Consider the following 17444-nt stretch of genomic DNA (forward strand, 5'->3'; position numbering starts at 1 on the left):
TTTTTCGAAACAAGCGATCGTGTAACATTTTATTTACACAATTCCACCAAGCGCTTATTTTGCTGAACTTTTGACTTTGTAAAACCTAAATACCAGACTGAAAACGTTAACTTTTTGTTAAAGGTAAAGGAATGCACGAAAGCAATAAGCCCATTTGGCAGCCAAGCGAGCAGCGTATCGCCGATGCCAACTTAACCCGATTTATCGATAGCCTTGAACAGTCTGGGTTAAACCTAGATAGGGACGTAAAAAGCTACACCGAACTCCATCAATGGTCTGTGGAACATCCGGAATCATTTTGGCAAAACGTATGGCAGTTTTGTGGAGTAGTCGGCTCACAAGACTCTATTAACAAGGCAGAAAGCGAGACCATCAAAGCTCAAGGTGGGAGCCGCTGGCAGCAGCCTAAATCGAACCGTGATGCGGTTTGGTTTCCCAATGCACAAGTAAACTACGCCGAGAACTTGCTGCGTTTGGCACACACCATGCCTGATGAGCTTGCGATTTGGTTTGAGAATGAACGTGGCGAACAACAGAGTTATACATGGGAAACCCTGTGTGAAGCTGTCTCTAGTGTTCAGCAATGGCTTGTCGATAGCGGAGTGAAACAAGGTGATATAGTTGCTGCGTATACTCCCTATCTGCCACAAACCGTGATAGCCATGCTAGCCGCCACCAGCTTAGGCGCGATTTGGACATCGACCTCGCCTGATTTTGGAGTAGAGAGTGTGATTGAGCGATTCGGACAGGTGAAACCTAAGGTGCTGTTCACCTGTGACGGTTACACCTTCAATGGCAAAACGTTCGATATGGCGGGCAAGAACCGTGAAATCATCGAACACTTAAACGAATTAAAACAGGTGTGTGAGATCGGTTATTTGAAACCGAGTAATGACTTAGAGAAGAGCGATTTAGAGAAGAAAAAAGTTGAACATGATGTGTCGATTCTAAGCTGGCACAGCATCATTAATCACTATCAGACAAAACCTCTTCGATTTACTCGTGTCGGCTTCAATGAACCGTTGTTTGTACTCTACTCTTCCGGCACCACAGGCAAACCCAAATGTATAGTGCATTCTGTCGGTGGCACTACCATCAACCACCTAAAAGAGCATCAGCTTCATTGCGATATTAAACCAAGAGATCGCGTGTTCTACTACACCACTTGTGGTTGGATGATGTGGAACTGGCACGTATCTGCGCTCGCCAGCGGTGCTTGTTTGGTTATCTTTGATGGTAGCCCGGTTTACCCGCAACCTAACGTTCTATGGGATTTAGCGCAGCGTGCTGACGTATCGACATTTGGCACCTCAGCCAAGTACATAGAAGCGATTGAGAAAGCCGAACTCTCACCAATCGACAGCCACTCTCTGCCTCAATTAAGAACACTGTGCTCGACGGGTTCTGTGCTCTACCCAGAGCAGTTCGATTACGTTTACAAGCACATCAAGCAAGACCTGCATTTAGCGTCGATTTCTGGCGGCACGGATATTTGTGGCTGCTTTGTTTTGGGTAACCCAATCTCGCCTGTGTATCGCGGTGAGTGCCAACAGGCCGGGCTCGGCGTCGACATCAAGGTGTTCAATTCGTCTGGTCAAAAGGTCGATCACGAACGTGGCGAATTAGTATGCACCAACTCCCTACCCAACTTCCCCGCTGGCTTTTGGAATGACACCGGAGAGCGCTATCACAGCACCTATTGGGATAGGTTCGACAATGTGTGGCATCACGGTGATGAAGTCGCACAGAGCGAACATGGCGGCTACCTGTTCTACGGGCGAGGCGACACCACACTCAACCCCGGTGGCGTGCGAATTGGTACGGCCGAAATCTATCAGCAAGTGAACACCATTGACGGCATCATCGATTCGATAGCAGTCGGTAAAAACATCGACCGCAATGAACAGGTATGGCTGTTTGTTCAGCTGCAGCAAGGTGTGAGTTTAGATGAAAAGTTACTGACAGCCATCAAAAGCAAACTCAAATCCTCTTGTTCGCCAAGACACGTGCCAAGCCAGATATTTGCGATCAGCGATGTGCCAAAAACACGATCTGGCAAACTGGTGGAGTTGGCTGTGAAACAGGTGATCAATGGCAAAAATGTAGAAAACCTCGGGGCTATCGCTAACGCCGAGGTTTTGGAAGAGATAAAGAGTGTTGTTTCGCTTTAGCGATTAGGCCTAGAACGTAGCAAGCTATCTCCACTTTTCACTTGGCTGTCAGATAACATCTGGAGTAAAGGCAGCCGACTGAAAACCGAATCAAAGCCACTATTTAAGCTAGTGTCCTCCCCGCTTCAATTTGGCTCCGTATCTTTTCTAAAGTTCTTAATGAGATCTGAACGTCATATTTAAAACAAAAATGTTAAATTATTCATTTTTTGGGCTGAGATAATATTCACTAAAGACGAATCATTTATACAAAAAAAGAGTCCACCACTGGATTGTATCCCAGCTTATGGATATTTAATCGAATTATAATAATTCCCGCTCCCACAGCTCTATTTCTAGTGAAATGATAATTTGATAGCTATCACATTTAGAACAGTTATTTTCCCATACTATCTCGGCATGTTAATTACTTAAGAGTAATTAAAAAACCTAGTCATTGTTATTAATAATCTTGAATTTAATTAGAAACAAGCGGTTAATCCCTACGTAAAATAAATAAAATCATTATTAAATGATCGGAGACATTATCATGCGCATAGTATTAGCTTTAGGCGGTAACGCTCTTTTAGCAAGAGGCCAAGCATTAACGGCTGAGAACCAACGTGAAAATATAATCAAATCAGCGGCGAGTATTGCTGCAATCGCACGCGAGCATGAGATTGTTATCGTTCATGGTAATGGCCCACAAGTAGGTTTGTTGATGGAACAAAACGCGGCTTATAGCGAATATTCGCCAGAGACTACCCCATACCCAATGGATGTACTCGGCTCTCAAACCTGTGGCATGGTGGGCTACATGTTACAACAAGAGCTAAGAAACATTGACCCTGAATTAGACGTAGCGACGCTAGTCACGCAAACTGAAGTATGCAAAAAAGACCCTGCGTTTGCTAACCCGACTAAATTTGTTGGCCCTGTATATACAGAGCAACGAGCTAAAGAGTTAATGGCTCAAAGCACAATGCAATTTAAAGCTGATGGCGAGTACTACCGTCGCGTTGTGCCTTCTCCTATGCCAAAAAGCATTGTTGAAATTCAGCAAATTGAAACTCTTCTAGATACAGAAAACCTTGTTATTGCTTGTGGCGGCGGCGGCGTTCCCGTGAGTATTGAACAGGGTAAGAGTACTGGCGTAGAGTGCGTAATTGACAAAGATCTTACGGCTGAATTACTGGCTGAAAAAATCCATGCCGACTTGTTTATTATCTTAACCGATGGTTCGATTTTCCGTAACTATGGTAAAGAAGACCAAGCAGAAATGAAGCAAGCAACGCCTGCTGGTTTAGCAGAGTTTTCATTCCCTGCTGGTTCTATGGGGCCAAAAATTGATGCCGTTTGTAAATTCGTTGAAGCTGGCTTGGGTAATGCGGCGATTGGTTCATTATTTGATTTAGATAAAATAATCACCAATGAAGCTGGCACTCTGATAACGAAAGGCGAAGGTGTTGTTTATTACTAATATTATCGAGTGATAAAAACCACTAATATAAAACCTTGGGGTAAAGCCTTTTAATTAATAACAAGGCTTTTTATTAAATCCATATTAGTTCTAAACGAGATAAATATTCACACACTAACTGTATTTAATATATTTAATGTTGGAAACCGCTTCTTTCAAGAAGCGGTTTTGGCAGCGCAAGGGAAGAGTATTTGCATTTACATCAGTGAATCTACATGGACTCATTCGCATCCGCTTGGTTCTCTGGCATCGCGTCGATAAAAGCGGGTAACTGATTACACGCTTCGACAATTGAGTTAATCAGCGGATAAGGCGACATATCAACGCCAAAGCGCAGCGCATTATACACCTGTGGCACCAAGCAAATATCGACAATGCATGGTGAATCGGTGAGGCTATACACCGAATCACCGTGTGCTTTTCTGTGCTTTGCCAGTTTCTCTTCTAGAGCACGGAAACCTTGGTTCATCCAATGATGAAGCCAGTCCATTCTCGCCTCTTGCTCGCACGACAACTCTCGCTCCAAATACTGCAACACGCGCAGGTTGTTCAGAGGGTGAATTTCTATCGCAATATCCTGAGCCATTGCCAACGCTTGATAGCGCAATGGTGTTTGCTCGGGAATCAACAAGGAGTCTGGGCTGCTCTCACATAAATATCTTTCATCCAAGTATTGCAAAATAGTCAGCGACTGATTGAGTTTAACTTCACCATCCACCAGCACCGGCACTAATTCACTGGCATTGAGTTCGCGATATTGTGGATCATGCTGCTCGCCGCCATTACGCACCAAATGGACCGATTTAGACTCATAGTTGAGTTGCTTTAGGTTTAATCCAATACGCACCCGATAGGCAGCCGAAGAGCGCCAGTAACCGTAAAGTATAATGTTCTTGTTCACGATGCTCTCGCTCATACTGAAACCCTATTACGTGGATTATAGCGCTCGATACTGGCTCACTTTTTGGTCTATCGCGCCAAAAATGGAATCACCCGCCGCATCAAGCATCTCAAGCTTGATCGAGTCACCAAACGACATGAATTGAGTCGACGGTTTACCATCACGAATCGTCTCTATCATGCGTACTTCAGCAATACATGAATATCCCACACCACCTTCAGAAATCGAGGTGCCATGGTCAGTGCCTTGTTTATTAGAAACCGTGCCTGAACCTATGATCGCGCCCGCCGATAATGGTCGAGTTTTAGCTGCATGCACAACCAACTCTGCAAAATTGAAAGTCATATCTATACCGGCATTCGGACAACCAAAAGGCTGGTCGTTGTAGGTCGATATCAGCGGTAAATGTACCTTGCTGCCTTTCCACTGTTCGCCAAGCTCGTCAGGTGTGACTGCGACCGGGGAGAACGCCGAAGAAGGCTTAGACTGGAAAAAGCCAAAGCCTTTCGCGAGCTCTGCTGGAATCAAGCCACGCAGTGACACATCGTTCACCAACATCAGTAAACGAATCGAATCATGCGCTTGCTTGGCGCTGGCTCCCATTGGCACATCTCCGGTAACAACCGCAACTTCACCCTCGAAATCAATACCCCATTCGTCGCTGGCAAACTCAATATTGTCACGCGGCCCGATAAACGCATCTGAGCCGCCTTGGTACATGAGTGGATCAACCCAGAAGCTTTCTGGCATTTCAGCACCACGAGCCTTACGCACCAGTTCAACGTGGTTTACATAAGCGCTGCCGTCTGCCCATTGATAAGCGCGTGGAAGAGGCGATTCACAATACTGAGGTGCAAACACTTCACTGCCTGTGACATGTCCGTTGTTTAACGAGGTGTATAACTCTTCTAACTGAGGTGCAACGCTGTCCCAGTTATCCAATGCTACCTGCATGGTTGGCGCTAGATGCATCGCATGGAAAATTTCGGTGGCAGCTACACATTGTTTAAGATCTTTACTTACGACCATCAATAGACCGTCGCGAGTGCCATTTTTCTTGGTTGCTAATTTCATCCTTGCCCCTTACTTCTCTTGCCAACTGTAGACATATTCTTTGTTCTCAACGTTATCGAGTTCGTCAGAGAACTGCAGCGCGTGGCGAGTATCAATCATCACCGCCACTTCGTCGGTGAATTTCTTCTTATGCGCCTGACCCGTTTTAAAAGCCTTTGGATGAGGCCCGTGCGTAAACCCCGCCGGGTGAAAGGTCACCATGCCCGCTTCAATGTTATCGCGGCTGAAGAAGTCACCAGCGTGATAGAACAGCACTTCATCGTAGTCGTCATTGTTGTGATAGAACGGCACTTTCAACGCACCTGGATCGCTCTCAATCGGGCGTGGCACAAAGGTACACACTACAAAGCCTGCGCCAACAAAGGTCGTATGCGCAGACGGTGGCAAGTGGTAACGATGTGACATCAGCGGTCTGATATCGCGCCAATTCACTTTCACCACAGCCAAATCCCCATGCCAACCAATCGCGTCTAAAGGATTGAACGGATAAGTGATCACACTGACTTTGTCGTGGCGTTTCACCTGAACTTGGGTTTGATCTTCGGAGTACTGAGCGCGGAATTGATCGTTGATCGACGGGATTTCAAGAACCGCTGAATCAAACACCGCGTGATTGCCGACCATGCCCTTCTCAGGCAAGGAATAAGCCGCGTCGGTGTTCTCAATCATCAAGATGAACATCGGCTCACTTGGCTCCAAGCGCCAATTGGTTGAGCGCGGGATCATCACGTAATCCCCTTCACTCACCTCTAAATGACCATAGTCGCAATAGAGATCTGCCCTACCTTGGTGAATGAACAGCAGCTCATCACCGTCAGAATTACGCACCAAGAAATCCATCTTCTCATCCATGCGCCACACACGGATTTTGCAGTCCGCATTGTGCAAAAGATGAGGCACCGCCCAAGGGGTTATCTGGCTAGCTTTCTCCACCAGCGTAAAATCAAAAGCGCGAGGACGTAAATCACCCTCCCACTCCGACCAACCTGTTGGGGCATGCTGGTGATGAAAGTGAGCGGCAGGGCCAAAGAATCCACTTCGGCCCGCTTCTCGCTCATAAATTGCCTCTTCGGGGAAGTCGGCGTGCGCTTGTTTAGAGCACACCCCCTCCCGATGAGGAAACGAGATCCATTTATGCATCGTCTAATACTCCTCGACGAATCTGGTCCTCTTCAATCGATTCAAACAGCGCCTTGAAGTTACCTTCACCAAAGCCTTCGTTGCCTTTACGCTGAATGATTTCAAAGAACACAGGCCCAATTACCGTCTGTGTGAAAATTTGCAGCAAGATGCCGTCTTTGGTCGGCGCGCCATCAATCAGAACCCGTAAATCGCGCAGCAGATCGGTGTCTTCACCGTGGCCCTTCACACGCTCGTCGACTTTCTCGTAATAGGTATCTGGGGTTGGCATAAAGTCCATGCCGCGATCACGCAGGGTTTTCACGGTTTTGTAGATGTCATCCGTTGCGAGCGCGATGTGTTGGATGCCTTCGCCGTTGTATTCGCGGATGAACTCTTCGATTTGTGATTTGTCGTCTGAAGACTCATTGATAGGGATGCGGATTTTGCCACACGGTGAGGTCATGGCGCGGCTCACAAGGCCTGTCAGCTTACCTTCAATGTCGAAGTAGCGAATTTCGCGGAAGTTACCGATGCGCTCATAAAACCCAGACCAAACATCCATATTGCCTTGCTTCACGTTGTGCGTGAGATGGTCGATTTCATACAAGCCAACATTAGCTTCGGCCATGCGCTGTTCCGCATCATCATAGAATCGGAAGTCGACGTCATAGATGCTCTGCTTGCCATAGCGATCCACAAAATAGAGCAGGCTTTCACCGATGCCGTAAATGGCAGGAATGCTCAGCTCCATCGGCCCTATTTCTGTTTTGTACTCTTCACCACCGCCCTTAAATGCTTGCTCCATGGCAGCTGTTGCTTCATTGACACGAAAAGCCATGCCACAGACCGATGGCCCATGCACCTTGGCGAACGCTTCCGCTTGGCTGTGTGGTTGTTCATTAACGATAAAATTGATATCACCTTGTCGATACAGCCAAGCTTCTTTTGAGCGGTGCTTGGCTATCTCAGCAAAACCAAGTGACACAAACAGCGCTTTAAGTTGCTCTATTCCCTTGTGGTCAACGGCCGTGTATTCAACAAACTCGAATCCATCCGTGCCAAGCGGGTTGTATGTATCCACCATGAACTTTCTCCTTGTACCTATTGGTTTTGTGTTGTGTATTTTTTGTCCTTAATTAAATTTGGCCCACAAGCCGAGATAATGGAATGGGTGGAGGAAAATGGGCAATTTCGATGAAACCCTGTCAGCTTGTAAAATATTTGTTACACACAAACCATCGAGACAAGAAAGTGAGTGCTATCAAGGGATTGAAAGGTGGTGGTTTGATTTACAGAAGAAGAAGGAATGTTATTGAATTGTTACATTTGAGCTTTATGGGCTAAAGCAGAAAGAGATAAGTGTATGTTGAACGTAAAAAGAGCATCACAAAACAGGTGATGCTCCTTTAAAAAGCTTCATACCCCAATGGTATTCTCATAGGGTGAGCCATCAACTCTAACCCATTACTTTAATGGTTGATGATTGATGGTTGATGGTTGATGGTCAAATAGAGGTTGTTTATCTCGTGAGCACGTCATCAATTTAGGTAATCACAGAACGAGATTTTTTCAAGCGAACTGAAAGCACGGACATTAAACTGATAAGCACCAATAACCCGGTACCGGCACCACTACGTTCAACATCTTCAGCGCTATCATCACTTCTTTCAGCAATGTCTTCACTTGTTGCTCCAGATATCGGGATAAGTTTCACAGCCACCACCCTCTCGTCACCTACTCCATCATTACAATATGCAAAGTGCGCGGTTGAATCATAAGCCATAGAAGAGGAGCTACTTTCACTCGCAAAACATTGTATTGCCGTCCCTGAGATAACACCCGCATCATTAATGTCGGTTGCGTCCAATATTCTAAAGTGGTTGTTGGCATCACTGTAGTCACCACCGTTAGTTAGGTCGTCTAACCACCAAGCTTGATCATTATATCTTGCACGTCTATCAGCATCGGTACCTGTGTCGTTATAAGGGAAAATGAAGCCGCGATGCCTTCTTTCATGTCCGTCTACTTCAGCGTGAGTTTCGGCGTCAACATAGCCAACGATTTCATTGTAGCTGTTGATCTCACTTGCTTTTCCCTCTGCACTGTCAAAGAAAATGTCTTCACCTAAACTTGCGAAGAATGTGGCTGTTGGCGTTGTGTCATTCGCATCAGCGACGAACATACGATTATCAGACACACGATCCGACGGATAATCGCCATCTCGTTTTGCATAACCAATAACCATCATGTTTTCATTAATGTCTGTTGCGACAGAATTACTGTGAATGTATGAATCACTCACTTCTACCGTCGCATTAGCGATAAATGTCGTCGTCCAAGCATTTTCCGAAACGCTGAAATTTGACGTACTGCTTGGCCTAAACACAGCAGCCTGCATAAGAAAGTTATCTGAATCATCTAGTTCCGTATTGTAACCAACTAAAACAGGATAAGAGCTATATGTCCCTCTAGACGAAATCGTTGCAGCCCTCACACTCGCTTGTGCTGAAGCTTCATCATCGTTGTAAGAGTAATAGGTCGAACTGGTTTCCCAATCGGATACTGCAAAACGGTTTCCATCATCATTGGGACCATTCGCATCGGTTATATTCCAGACAAAAGCTCGATTAGCAAAAGCAAAGTTCTGACACTCTGGATATAAAGCAGGCTCAATATCTTCATCGATACAATTATCTAGATCCTCAGCATCACTGTCGGATGTGTACGGAGAGTCATAATCTTTGTATCCATCACTGTAATAAAAAGTCGCAACGGACGCGCTTCCGACCACATAGCTTTCCCCTCCATAACTGAAAGAGTCAAAAGCCATCGTTCTTCCCATTTGGGAGATTATATTCGCTTCGCCGTCAGCATCGCTGATCGTAATGCTGGTATCGGCTTCAGGTTGGAGAACCGTAAATTCAGTGCCTGTATCGTAGTAACCACGCTGCCTATACAACTGAATATATTGGTTGTTATAACTGTAGTAACCACTGCTGGTGTTACCAAGAACAAAACCATTCTCGTCAACTTTAGTGATGACCTTCTCCTCTGTTCCATCAACAAAGGAATAACTATAACTGCTCACATCAGGTGGGTTGCTGCCAACATCTGGGATCTCGCTTAGCGAAGAAGAATCATAAAAAGCCGTGGAATTGGTCTGATAGCTCAGCCCGTAATACGCATCACGCTCATTTTTCAAGCCTCCAATGCCCGCATCATCATCGCCATACCACAATAAAGAACTCCAAGCTTCACAAGTCGCGTAGCCAAGTTCGCTCGTGCAGTAGCTATAGATATCGTCATAATCCAAATAGTAGAACGTGTTATCGATACCAAAGGGGACCTCCTCTTTAAAGGAAAAACCTGGTTCTGCATTTTGAGCTTCCCCTGCGAATGCGTAGTCGGTGTCACCACAACTGGTACTAAAGCAATCCGTTGTACCAAGCTCTGGTTCAACTGCGACCCCATACACCGATTCAGTTTCTACTGGTGATTCCTCCAAAACCACCCTATAAAGCGCAGCGTTACTATAAGAAGCAACCAACAACGTAGAAGAGACAACGACTGATTTTTTTACCATTGCCTTCATTCTACGGCTCCTAAAAAATAATCCATTTCAATACCAACGATAGCTTTCTGCCTTTATTGCTAAAGGCATTAAATTCATGAGTTCAATAGTGGACTAGGATAAAAATAGAAAATGTGGAAACTATGTAGAAACAATGGAGGTTTAAACAACCTGACTTGATGGGCTGATGATCTGATGCCCTATTAAAGTTAAACGCTAACTTTCATCTCCTAGATTTATCCATTTTCTCTGCTAATTTGATCGCTAACCTATTTGCGTCAAAGAAATACACTTATATTTGGTTACGAATAGGAATTAAATTATGAACAAAATCACGACAGCATTACTTTTACTGACATCGACATTCGCGCTTCAAGCGTGTGCTGAAAGCCGTGAAGGCCCAAGAGAAATGCCAAGCTTTGAAGAAATGGATGCAAACGGTGATGGCGAATTACAATTAGAAGAGCTCAGAGGTCCACTCGCCGATGACTTTGATAAACTAGACGCAGATGGAAGCGGTGGTCTATCGGAAGAGGAAGTTCCGCCGCCACCACCAAGACGTCAATAATTGTTAGAGGGTTATCCTAAAATAGTGATAATTCAATGCGAGCTGATGGGATATAGCACCCTGTCAGCTCGCTATTCGTTTCTAACAAAAGAGTGCTTATACATGGCCTAAGATGAATAAAGAAATCAATGTCCATATTTCCCACACGATCGAGGGCTAATATTGGTTTATCTCATTTTATTGTCTTAACTCACTCTATCGTCTTAATTCACTTTAATTTCTGGAGAGAACGTGCGCATATCAATTTTCACCAAACTGTTTGTTTCAATACTAATGGTGTGCGTGACCATGCTCTTTGTACTGACCTATTTTATTAACTCCAGTTTTCAAAGAGGGCTCCAAGATTTCACAAATAATAATGAGATTGCCCTAGCTCAAGAACTCGCCAATAACTTAAAGCAATATTACTCACCTTCCGAAAAATGGAGGCGGCTAGAGCGTGAACCACATTTAATCGCCAGTAGCATTGGCGGCCCCTCACGACCACATCCTCGTGACAGACACCCATCGCCACCACCATTAAGAGAGCCGGAAGCGCCAGGCCTTCAACCTATTTGGCAACGACTCAACATTTTAGATCAAGACGGGCGAGCCATAATTGGACCGCCTGAAAACCTACATCACCTTGAAGATAGTCAGCATCAAGCGCTAGTCGAAATAACACTGGATGATCAAGTTATTGGGTATATCTCCATCGTCCAGATGGATGAAATATCAGGGCCTTTAGCAGAAAGCTTTTTCAAACAACAAACGACGCATGTAAGCACTATCGCATCGATTACCGTGTTGCTTTCATTCCTTATCGCTTTGTTTCTTGTTAGGCGATTTTTGAAACCATTGCGTGCTTTGTCGAAAGGTGCCAAATCTATCGAAAATGGCGATCTCGATTTCTACATTAAAAAAAGCGGCAATGATGAATTGTCCGATCTCATCGGAATATTCAACGGTGTTGTCGAGACACTAAGAAAACAGAAAACACTTAGAGAACAGTGGTTATCAGATATTTCACATGAACTTAGAACGCCTATCACCGTGCTTAGAAGTGAACTAGAGGCGCTACAAGACGGTATTCGATCACCTGAACCAAAATACATCGACTCGTTACATCAACAAATCATCACACTGGGTCAACTCGTTGAGGATCTTCACCAACTCTCCCTGTATGACATCGGATTTAACCTCAATGTTAAAAACAACGTTGATATACATAAACTGATTGATTCTGTGATCGTTCAAAACTCGATCCGTTTAGAACAAAAAAACATCACATTAACAAAGCACTATGACCATTCGGCGCCACTGTTTACCTCGTGTGATGAGAGATTACTGACACAACTGTTTGTGAATCTGTTGGAAAATAGCGCACGATACACTAGCGATAATGGGCATGTATCGATAGATGTTACCGACATTAGTGATAGTATTATTATCAACGTTGAAGACAGTGATCCAGGTGTACCTGATGCATCACTTCCACGTTTATTTGAGAGGCTTTACCGCGTTGATAAATCGCGCAGTCGCTCAAGTGGCGGTTCTGGACTTGGCTTATCTATCTGTAAAAATATCGTTGAAGCGCACCAAGGACACATTACTGCCGACCACTCAGAATTGGGTGGACTACGAATCATCATAGCGTTACCAAAGGAAATAAAATCGTGATCTTAGTCGTCGAAGATGAGCCTGCATTAGCAAGTGTATTGTGTGAGTACTTAGAGCACTCTGGCCTTGAAAGTCATCATATTATCGATGGTAATCTTGTCATTGACTGGGTAAAACAAGCATCGCCTAAACTCATTATTCTCGACCTAATGCTACCCAATCGAGACGGGTTGGATATTTATCGAGAGCTGAGAACGTTCAGTGACATCCCTGTGGTTATGGCGACAGCCAAGGTCGAAGAGATCGATCGACTCGTTGGGCTTGAATTGGGTGCAGATGATTATATATGTAAGCCGTACAGCCCGAGAGAAGTAGTCGTGAGGGTGAAAAATATTTTGCGCCGTTCCAACAAGCCCCAAGCCACGTCAGCAACGAACGCCATTGATATTGATGAATTGAGTATGACCGCCGTCCTATGTGGTATTAAGCTAAGTTTAACGCCAGCTGAGTTTCGGCTTTTGCACCTTCTCTATCAAAATGTTGGCCGCATTTATAGTCGCGATCAATTGATTGATAAAATCTACGACGATAGAAGAGTGGTCAGTGATCGCACTATCGATAGCCATATCAAAAACTTACGCAAAAAAATGGTCTCGATAAATGAAAAATGTGACTACATCAAATCCATTTACGGGATAGGTTACAAACTAGAAATAGAATAATACGAATCAAAAAGCCGCTGTAGTCAGCGGCTTGATGAGTTCTAGAACGAACCTAATTCGAATATAAGATTCAATTTAATCCCAGTTGAGAATCGACCAGTTCGGTTGTTCAGCTAACGCTTTTAAACGCGGACATGGGTTCACCAGATAGGCAAAATCGGCGTGTTCACACAAAGGTAAGTCGTTGATTGAATCGGTATAAAAGTGGATATCTGAATAGTTGGTTTCTTGATTGTCTAACCACTCTTTTAAACGCGTCACTTTGCCTTCACGGTAGCTTGGTACACCTGAGATCTGAGACGTAAAGCGGCCTTGGTTTTCAATCAAATCGATACCAAGTGCATTCTCGATGCCAATCTTACGCCCCACAGCTTCCACTAAGAAGGTCACGCTGGCAGAGATGATCAGCATATCGATGTCGTCATTTTCTAGCTGTTCAATCAAAGGTTTCGACTGCTTGAACTGTTTAGGCAAAATATGCTGCTCGACACACTCTTCCACCAAAGCGCTGACTTGCTCTGTTGGCATATCGGCTAAAGGCTGCATGGAAAACGTGAGGTAATCTTCCATGTTCAATTTGCCTTCCGAATACAAGCCCATTAAGCGCTTATCTTCTTCAATAAAGTTGGGCGCTGTGGCAATGCCCTTTTCAACCAAGAACTCATTCCAGAGCATCGCTGCATCGGCATTGATCAGCGTTTCGTCCATATCAAATACATACAAAGGTTTGAACATCTTAGGCTCTCACAGGTTGAATTTCGTTAAGGTTAAACAGGAGTTCAAGTTGGCTGCCGTTTGCCAACAGTCGTTCAGAGGAGCGGTTGAGTAGGTCGACCGTTAATTCACACTCATCAACGTCCACTTGGTAGCGAATCACGTTACCCAAGAGCTGGTGGTTACGAATGGTGCCCGTTTTCGGCGCGGAGATATGCTCGCCATATTGTCGACCTTGCTCTTTCACGTAGATAGATTCCGGTCGAATCGCCACTTTCCATTCCGTTTCAATGTTGAAAAGTTGCTTAGCTTGGTTTGCTTGCACCAGATTGTAGTGCCCCATGAACCCAGCAACAAACTCATTAGCAGGTTGAGTGTAGATCTCTTCGGGTGTGCCGGCTTGTACGATCTCACCTTTATTCATCAAGAAGATGCGGTCAGACATGATCATCGCCTCTTCTTGATCGTGGGTCACGAAGATCGTGGTCAGGTTCATCTCTTTTTGAATATCTCGGATCTGTTGGCGTAGGTGCTTTCGGATCTTCGCATCCAACGCCGAAAGCGGCTCATCTAATAACAAAATACGCGGCTTGACCACCAAAGCTCTTGCCAAGGCCACACGCTGGCGTTGACCGCCCGATAACTGATGCGGGTAGAACTTCTCTTTGCCCGTTAAGTCCACCAGCCCAATCACTTTCGCGACTTCGTGCTTAATCTCGTCAGCAGCAAGCTTTTTCATTTTCAGGCCAAACGCAATATTTCCTTCAACCGTCATGTTCGGGAAAAGCGCATAAGATTGAAACACCATGCCGATGCCACGCTGTTGTGGCACTTGGTGAGTAATCTCTTCACCGTTGACCCAGATCTCGCCACCATCAACAGGATTCAGGCCAGCCAAGCTGCGCAACAAAGTCGATTTACCACAGCCACTTGGGCCAAGCAGAGTAATGAATTCGCCCTTCTCGATTGAGAATTGAATGTCTTCAAACACCGTGTTGTCACCAAAACGCTTGGTGAGGTTTTTCGCATTTACATAGCTCATTATTTGGTTCCCTGGCTGAAACGACTTGCCAACCAAGTCAGTAAGAAAATAAACAGGAAGTACGTCATCACAAGGGCAGACGTGAAGTGACCACTGGTTTGACGCATGTTGTATAGGTAGATTTGCAGTGTCTCGTAGCGTGTTCCTACCAAGATGTTGGCGAACACGAACTCGCCCAATAGGAACGAGAACGACAAGAACAGTGACGCCATTAAGCCTTTCTTAAGGTTTGGCAGAATAATCAATAAGAACGCCTTGGTGGTACTTGCGCCGAGCAGGTGTGCTGCGTCCATCAAGTCATGCAAGTTAATCGCTTCAAAGCTGTTGGCAATCGCGCGGTACATGAATGGCAGCGCGATGGTGAAGTAAGTACCAATCAAGATCCACGGTGTGCCTATCAGTGAGATTTCGCTGTCTGCATACAGCTGAAGCAAGCCGACTGACGACACTACTGGCGGCACCGCGAACGGCAATAAGATCAGGATGTTCATCACCTTGTCGAGCTTCGGGAAATAGTAAAACACCACGAAAATCGCAGGCAAGACCAATACCACACTCAATGACAGTGCCGCCACGCAGATAAACAGTGAACGACCAAAGGCTTGCAAGAAGCGAGGATCCGTCAGCAGGTTGATGTACCAATCTAACGTGAAGCCATCCGGCAGGATAGTGGCGCCCCAACGCGAGGAGATCGAGTAGATAAAGGTCGCTAAGATCGGAATCATCATGGTGCCGACAATCGAATAGACAACCGTTTTATGAAAGCGAGTATTGACGGTGTTCATTACTTTCTCTTCCCTGCGTAGCTTTTGCTGATCAGCCATTGGTTAATCACGGTGATGAAGGCCAGCATCGCCATCAGAATCACGGAAATTGCGGCGGCTAGGTTGGGTTCAAGGAACAAGTCGCCTGATACCAAGCTCGCGATTCGAATCGTGATCACATTGTAGTTGCCCGAGGTTAACGCATACACGCTCGCATACGCGCCAATCGCGTTAGCAATCAAGATGATGAAGGTGCCAAGCAAGGCAGGCGACAACACAGGCAGCGCTATTTTGGTCCAGTACTGCCAAGTTTTCGCGCCAAGCAGTGCCGAGGCTGCTTGCCAGTCGTCACTCAGAGCATCAAACGCTGGATAGAGCAACAACACCGCCAATGGGATCTGGAAGTAGATGTAAATCGCCAGCAAGCCCCACTTGCCGTAAAGGTCGAAATCACCCAGCAATCCATACTGCTTGAGCAACAAGGTAATCGCACCGTTGGTCCCAAGGATGATGATGAAAGCGAAAGACAACGGAACGCCAGAAAAATTACTGCTCATGTTGGTGAAAGCAATCACCGCATCGCGGATTTTAGAATCAACGCGGCGCAGTGAAGAAACGAGCAGAGTCGCAATCGCTAAGCCAACAATGCTCGACCAAATCGACAACCATAAACTGTTGCCAAAAGCCTGCATCATAAAGGCAGAATCGAACACTTCAGCGTAGTTTTCGAGAGAGAGTTCGTCGTCATAGAAGAAGCTGTTGATCAGCACCCAAACCATAGGTGCCAGTTGGAACAGATAGAAAAACAATGCGAAAGGCGCAAGCCACAAAGCGGGCTTGAAGCGTTGAAACAAAGATTTGGTTTTGGGTTTAAGCGCAGAGCCATCGCTCTGCGTGATTACAGAACTGCTCATAGGGCCAACAATTCCTGAGTGTAAGATTTATCGTGATCTAAGTTGAGTAGCTGACACACGCTGCCGCAGATGTCGGTCTGTTTCACTGCACAAGCTTGGTGTGTAAACTTATCGCCAATCACAAAGAAAGGCACTTCACGCTCTTCAGGCAGAATGCCACCATGAGACAGGTCATTGTTCATGCCATGGTCACTGGTGATGATCACTTGATAACCATCATCTACCCATTTCTCAAGGTAGTTCGATAGGTAGATATCCGCGCCACGAGCACTATTACGGTACTGGCGAGAATCCAGCCCGTGCTTATGTCCCATGTCGTCAATGTTCATTGGGTGAATCAATAAGAAATCAGGCTGATGAGTGACGCGCAGGTGCTCAGCATCCAAGAACAAGGCTTCATCTGGGTAGTGGTCCCAGTGGTAGAAACAGCCATGTTGGATGTTCATGGTTTCATCGTTGGTGAAACGGTCACGTACTGCATCAAATGGCGCTCGGTTATATAACTCGCTCACCCAATGATATGCCGCTGCAGCCGTCACTTTGTTCTGCGACTTCGCCAAGCTAAATACCGACTCGTGATTCGATAAACGCACGATTTGATTGTTGACGATGCCACTCTCGACAGGGCGAACCCCAGTTAAAATGCACTCATACAGTGGACGGGACATAGATGGCAGCTCACACTGCACAGGGTAAAGCGTGGCGCGCAGCTTGTTTTTTTGCGTGCTCTGCGAAGTGCTCTGTTTATTACGCAAATCGCCTTGGTTATTGTACGAATCGCCCTGTTTTGTCTGCAAATCGCCCTGTTTCTCATACATATCAC

The 17444-nt window shown here is 45.6% G+C and carries 15 protein-coding genes; 5 read left to right on the plus strand and 10 right to left on the minus strand.

What is annotated here, in order from left to right; all coding sequences use genetic code 11:
- The first annotated feature begins 131 nt into the window (after positions 1-131).
- Positions 132-2171 carry an acetoacetate--CoA ligase gene (locus tag AB6D93_RS18475; protein WP_102332319.1) on the plus strand — a complete coding sequence of 680 codons (2040 nt, stop codon included), beginning with the start codon at positions 132-134 and terminating at the stop codon, positions 2169-2171.
- A 529-nt stretch (positions 2172-2700) separates the two neighbouring features.
- Positions 2701-3630, plus strand: coding sequence for a carbamate kinase (locus tag AB6D93_RS18480; RefSeq protein ID WP_102332320.1), 930 nt, complete (start codon positions 2701-2703; stop codon positions 3628-3630).
- 211 nt (positions 3631-3841) lie between these two features.
- Here AB6D93_RS18480 and maiA read toward each other — a convergent pair whose 3' ends face one another.
- The 5 genes from maiA to AB6D93_RS18505 form a co-directional block, all read right to left on the minus strand.
- Positions 3842-4546, minus strand: coding sequence for a maleylacetoacetate isomerase (gene maiA / locus AB6D93_RS18485; protein ID WP_102332321.1), 705 nt, complete (start codon positions 4544-4546; stop codon positions 3842-3844).
- 21 nt (positions 4547-4567) lie between these two features.
- Positions 4568-5605 carry a fumarylacetoacetate hydrolase family protein gene (locus AB6D93_RS18490; protein ID WP_102332322.1) on the minus strand — a complete coding sequence of 346 codons (1038 nt, stop codon included), beginning with the start codon at positions 5603-5605 and terminating at the stop codon, positions 4568-4570.
- A 9-nt stretch (positions 5606-5614) separates the two neighbouring features.
- Entirely contained in the window at positions 5615-6745 is a 1131-nt protein-coding gene (locus AB6D93_RS18495; protein WP_102332323.1) for a homogentisate 1,2-dioxygenase, read from the minus strand.
- On the minus strand, positions 6738-7811 hold the full coding sequence (gene hppD, locus AB6D93_RS18500; RefSeq protein WP_017067769.1) for a 4-hydroxyphenylpyruvate dioxygenase: 1074 nt from the start codon (positions 7809-7811) through the stop codon (positions 6738-6740). The genes AB6D93_RS18495 and hppD overlap by 8 nt, the downstream gene beginning before the upstream one ends.
- Positions 7812-8270: 459 nt before the next feature.
- Entirely contained in the window at positions 8271-10319 is a 2049-nt protein-coding gene (locus tag AB6D93_RS18505) for a DUF3466 family protein (protein WP_102332324.1), read from the minus strand.
- Between the two features lie 301 nt (positions 10320-10620).
- Between AB6D93_RS18505 and AB6D93_RS18510 the strand changes: the two genes are divergently transcribed.
- The 3 genes from AB6D93_RS18510 (at position 10621) to AB6D93_RS18520 (ending at position 13187) form a co-directional block, all read left to right on the plus strand.
- A complete protein-coding gene (locus tag AB6D93_RS18510) occupies positions 10621-10866 on the plus strand; it encodes a hypothetical protein (RefSeq protein ID WP_017072318.1) in 246 nt (81 codons plus the stop codon).
- A 288-nt stretch (positions 10867-11154) separates the two neighbouring features.
- Positions 11155-12525, plus strand: a complete 1371-nt coding sequence (locus tag AB6D93_RS18515) for an ATP-binding protein (protein WP_102332325.1) — start codon at positions 11155-11157, stop codon at positions 12523-12525.
- A complete protein-coding gene (locus tag AB6D93_RS18520; RefSeq protein ID WP_010432275.1) occupies positions 12522-13187 on the plus strand; it encodes a response regulator in 666 nt (221 codons plus the stop codon). Before AB6D93_RS18515 ends, AB6D93_RS18520 begins: the two co-directional genes overlap by 4 nt.
- 75 nt (positions 13188-13262) lie before the next feature.
- Here AB6D93_RS18520 and AB6D93_RS18525 read toward each other — a convergent pair whose 3' ends face one another.
- The 5 genes from AB6D93_RS18525 to AB6D93_RS18545 are packed head-to-tail and all read right to left on the minus strand — an operon-like array spanning position 13263 to position 17439.
- Positions 13263-13922: an HAD family phosphatase gene (locus AB6D93_RS18525; protein ID WP_017061236.1), complete on the minus strand. Its 660-nt coding sequence runs from the start codon at positions 13920-13922 to the stop codon at positions 13263-13265.
- Between the two features lies 1 nt (position 13923).
- Complete coding sequence (locus AB6D93_RS18530; protein WP_102332326.1) at positions 13924-14943, minus strand: ABC transporter ATP-binding protein; 1020 nt, start codon at positions 14941-14943, stop codon at positions 13924-13926.
- The gene (locus AB6D93_RS18535; RefSeq protein WP_102332327.1) at positions 14943-15728 is read right to left on the minus strand and encodes an ABC transporter permease; all 786 of its coding nucleotides are present in this window, start codon (positions 15726-15728) and stop codon (positions 14943-14945) included. Before AB6D93_RS18535 ends, AB6D93_RS18530 begins: the two co-directional genes overlap by 1 nt.
- Entirely contained in the window at positions 15728-16621 is an 894-nt protein-coding gene (locus AB6D93_RS18540) for an ABC transporter permease subunit (protein ID WP_102332328.1), read from the minus strand. Before AB6D93_RS18540 ends, AB6D93_RS18535 begins: the two co-directional genes overlap by 1 nt.
- Positions 16618-17439 carry an alkaline phosphatase family protein gene (locus tag AB6D93_RS18545; RefSeq protein WP_372159184.1) on the minus strand — a complete coding sequence of 274 codons (822 nt, stop codon included), beginning with the start codon at positions 17437-17439 and terminating at the stop codon, positions 16618-16620. Before AB6D93_RS18545 ends, AB6D93_RS18540 begins: the two co-directional genes overlap by 4 nt.
- Positions 17440-17444 lie beyond the last annotated feature (5 nt).

The sequence above is a fragment of the Vibrio sp. 10N.247.310.23 genome (assembly GCF_041467155.1).
Lineage (GTDB): Bacteria > Pseudomonadota > Gammaproteobacteria > Enterobacterales > Vibrionaceae > Vibrio > Vibrio crassostreae_C.

What these genes read in the sequence shown, in the direction of transcription:
- AB6D93_RS18475 (WP_102332319.1), top strand. Translation starts at nt 132, where the DNA reads ATGCACGAAAGCAATAAGCCCATTTGGCAGCCAAGCGAGCAGCGTATC.
- AB6D93_RS18480 (WP_102332320.1), top strand. Translation starts at nt 2,701, where the DNA reads ATGCGCATAGTATTAGCTTTAGGCGGTAACGCTCTTTTAGCAAGAGGC.
- maiA (WP_102332321.1), bottom strand. Translation starts at nt 4,546, where the DNA reads ATGAGCGAGAGCATCGTGAACAAGAACATTATACTTTACGGTTACTGG.
- AB6D93_RS18490 (WP_102332322.1), bottom strand. Translation starts at nt 5,605, where the DNA reads ATGAAATTAGCAACCAAGAAAAATGGCACTCGCGACGGTCTATTGATG.
- AB6D93_RS18495 (WP_102332323.1), bottom strand. Translation starts at nt 6,745, where the DNA reads ATGCATAAATGGATCTCGTTTCCTCATCGGGAGGGGGTGTGCTCTAAA.
- hppD (WP_017067769.1), bottom strand. Translation starts at nt 7,811, where the DNA reads ATGGTGGATACATACAACCCGCTTGGCACGGATGGATTCGAGTTTGTT.
- AB6D93_RS18505 (WP_102332324.1), bottom strand. Translation starts at nt 10,319, where the DNA reads ATGAAGGCAATGGTAAAAAAATCAGTCGTTGTCTCTTCTACGTTGTTG.
- AB6D93_RS18510 (WP_017072318.1), top strand. Translation starts at nt 10,621, where the DNA reads ATGAACAAAATCACGACAGCATTACTTTTACTGACATCGACATTCGCG.
- AB6D93_RS18515 (WP_102332325.1), top strand. Translation starts at nt 11,155, where the DNA reads ATGCTCTTTGTACTGACCTATTTTATTAACTCCAGTTTTCAAAGAGGG.
- AB6D93_RS18525 (WP_017061236.1), bottom strand. Translation starts at nt 13,922, where the DNA reads ATGTTCAAACCTTTGTATGTATTTGATATGGACGAAACGCTGATCAAT.
- AB6D93_RS18530 (WP_102332326.1), bottom strand. Translation starts at nt 14,943, where the DNA reads ATGAGCTATGTAAATGCGAAAAACCTCACCAAGCGTTTTGGTGACAAC.
- AB6D93_RS18535 (WP_102332327.1), bottom strand. Translation starts at nt 15,728, where the DNA reads ATGAACACCGTCAATACTCGCTTTCATAAAACGGTTGTCTATTCGATT.
- AB6D93_RS18540 (WP_102332328.1), bottom strand. Translation starts at nt 16,621, where the DNA reads ATGAGCAGTTCTGTAATCACGCAGAGCGATGGCTCTGCGCTTAAACCC.
- AB6D93_RS18545 (WP_372159184.1), bottom strand. Translation starts at nt 17,439, where the DNA reads ATGTATGAGAAACAGGGCGATTTGCAGACAAAACAGGGCGATTCGTAC.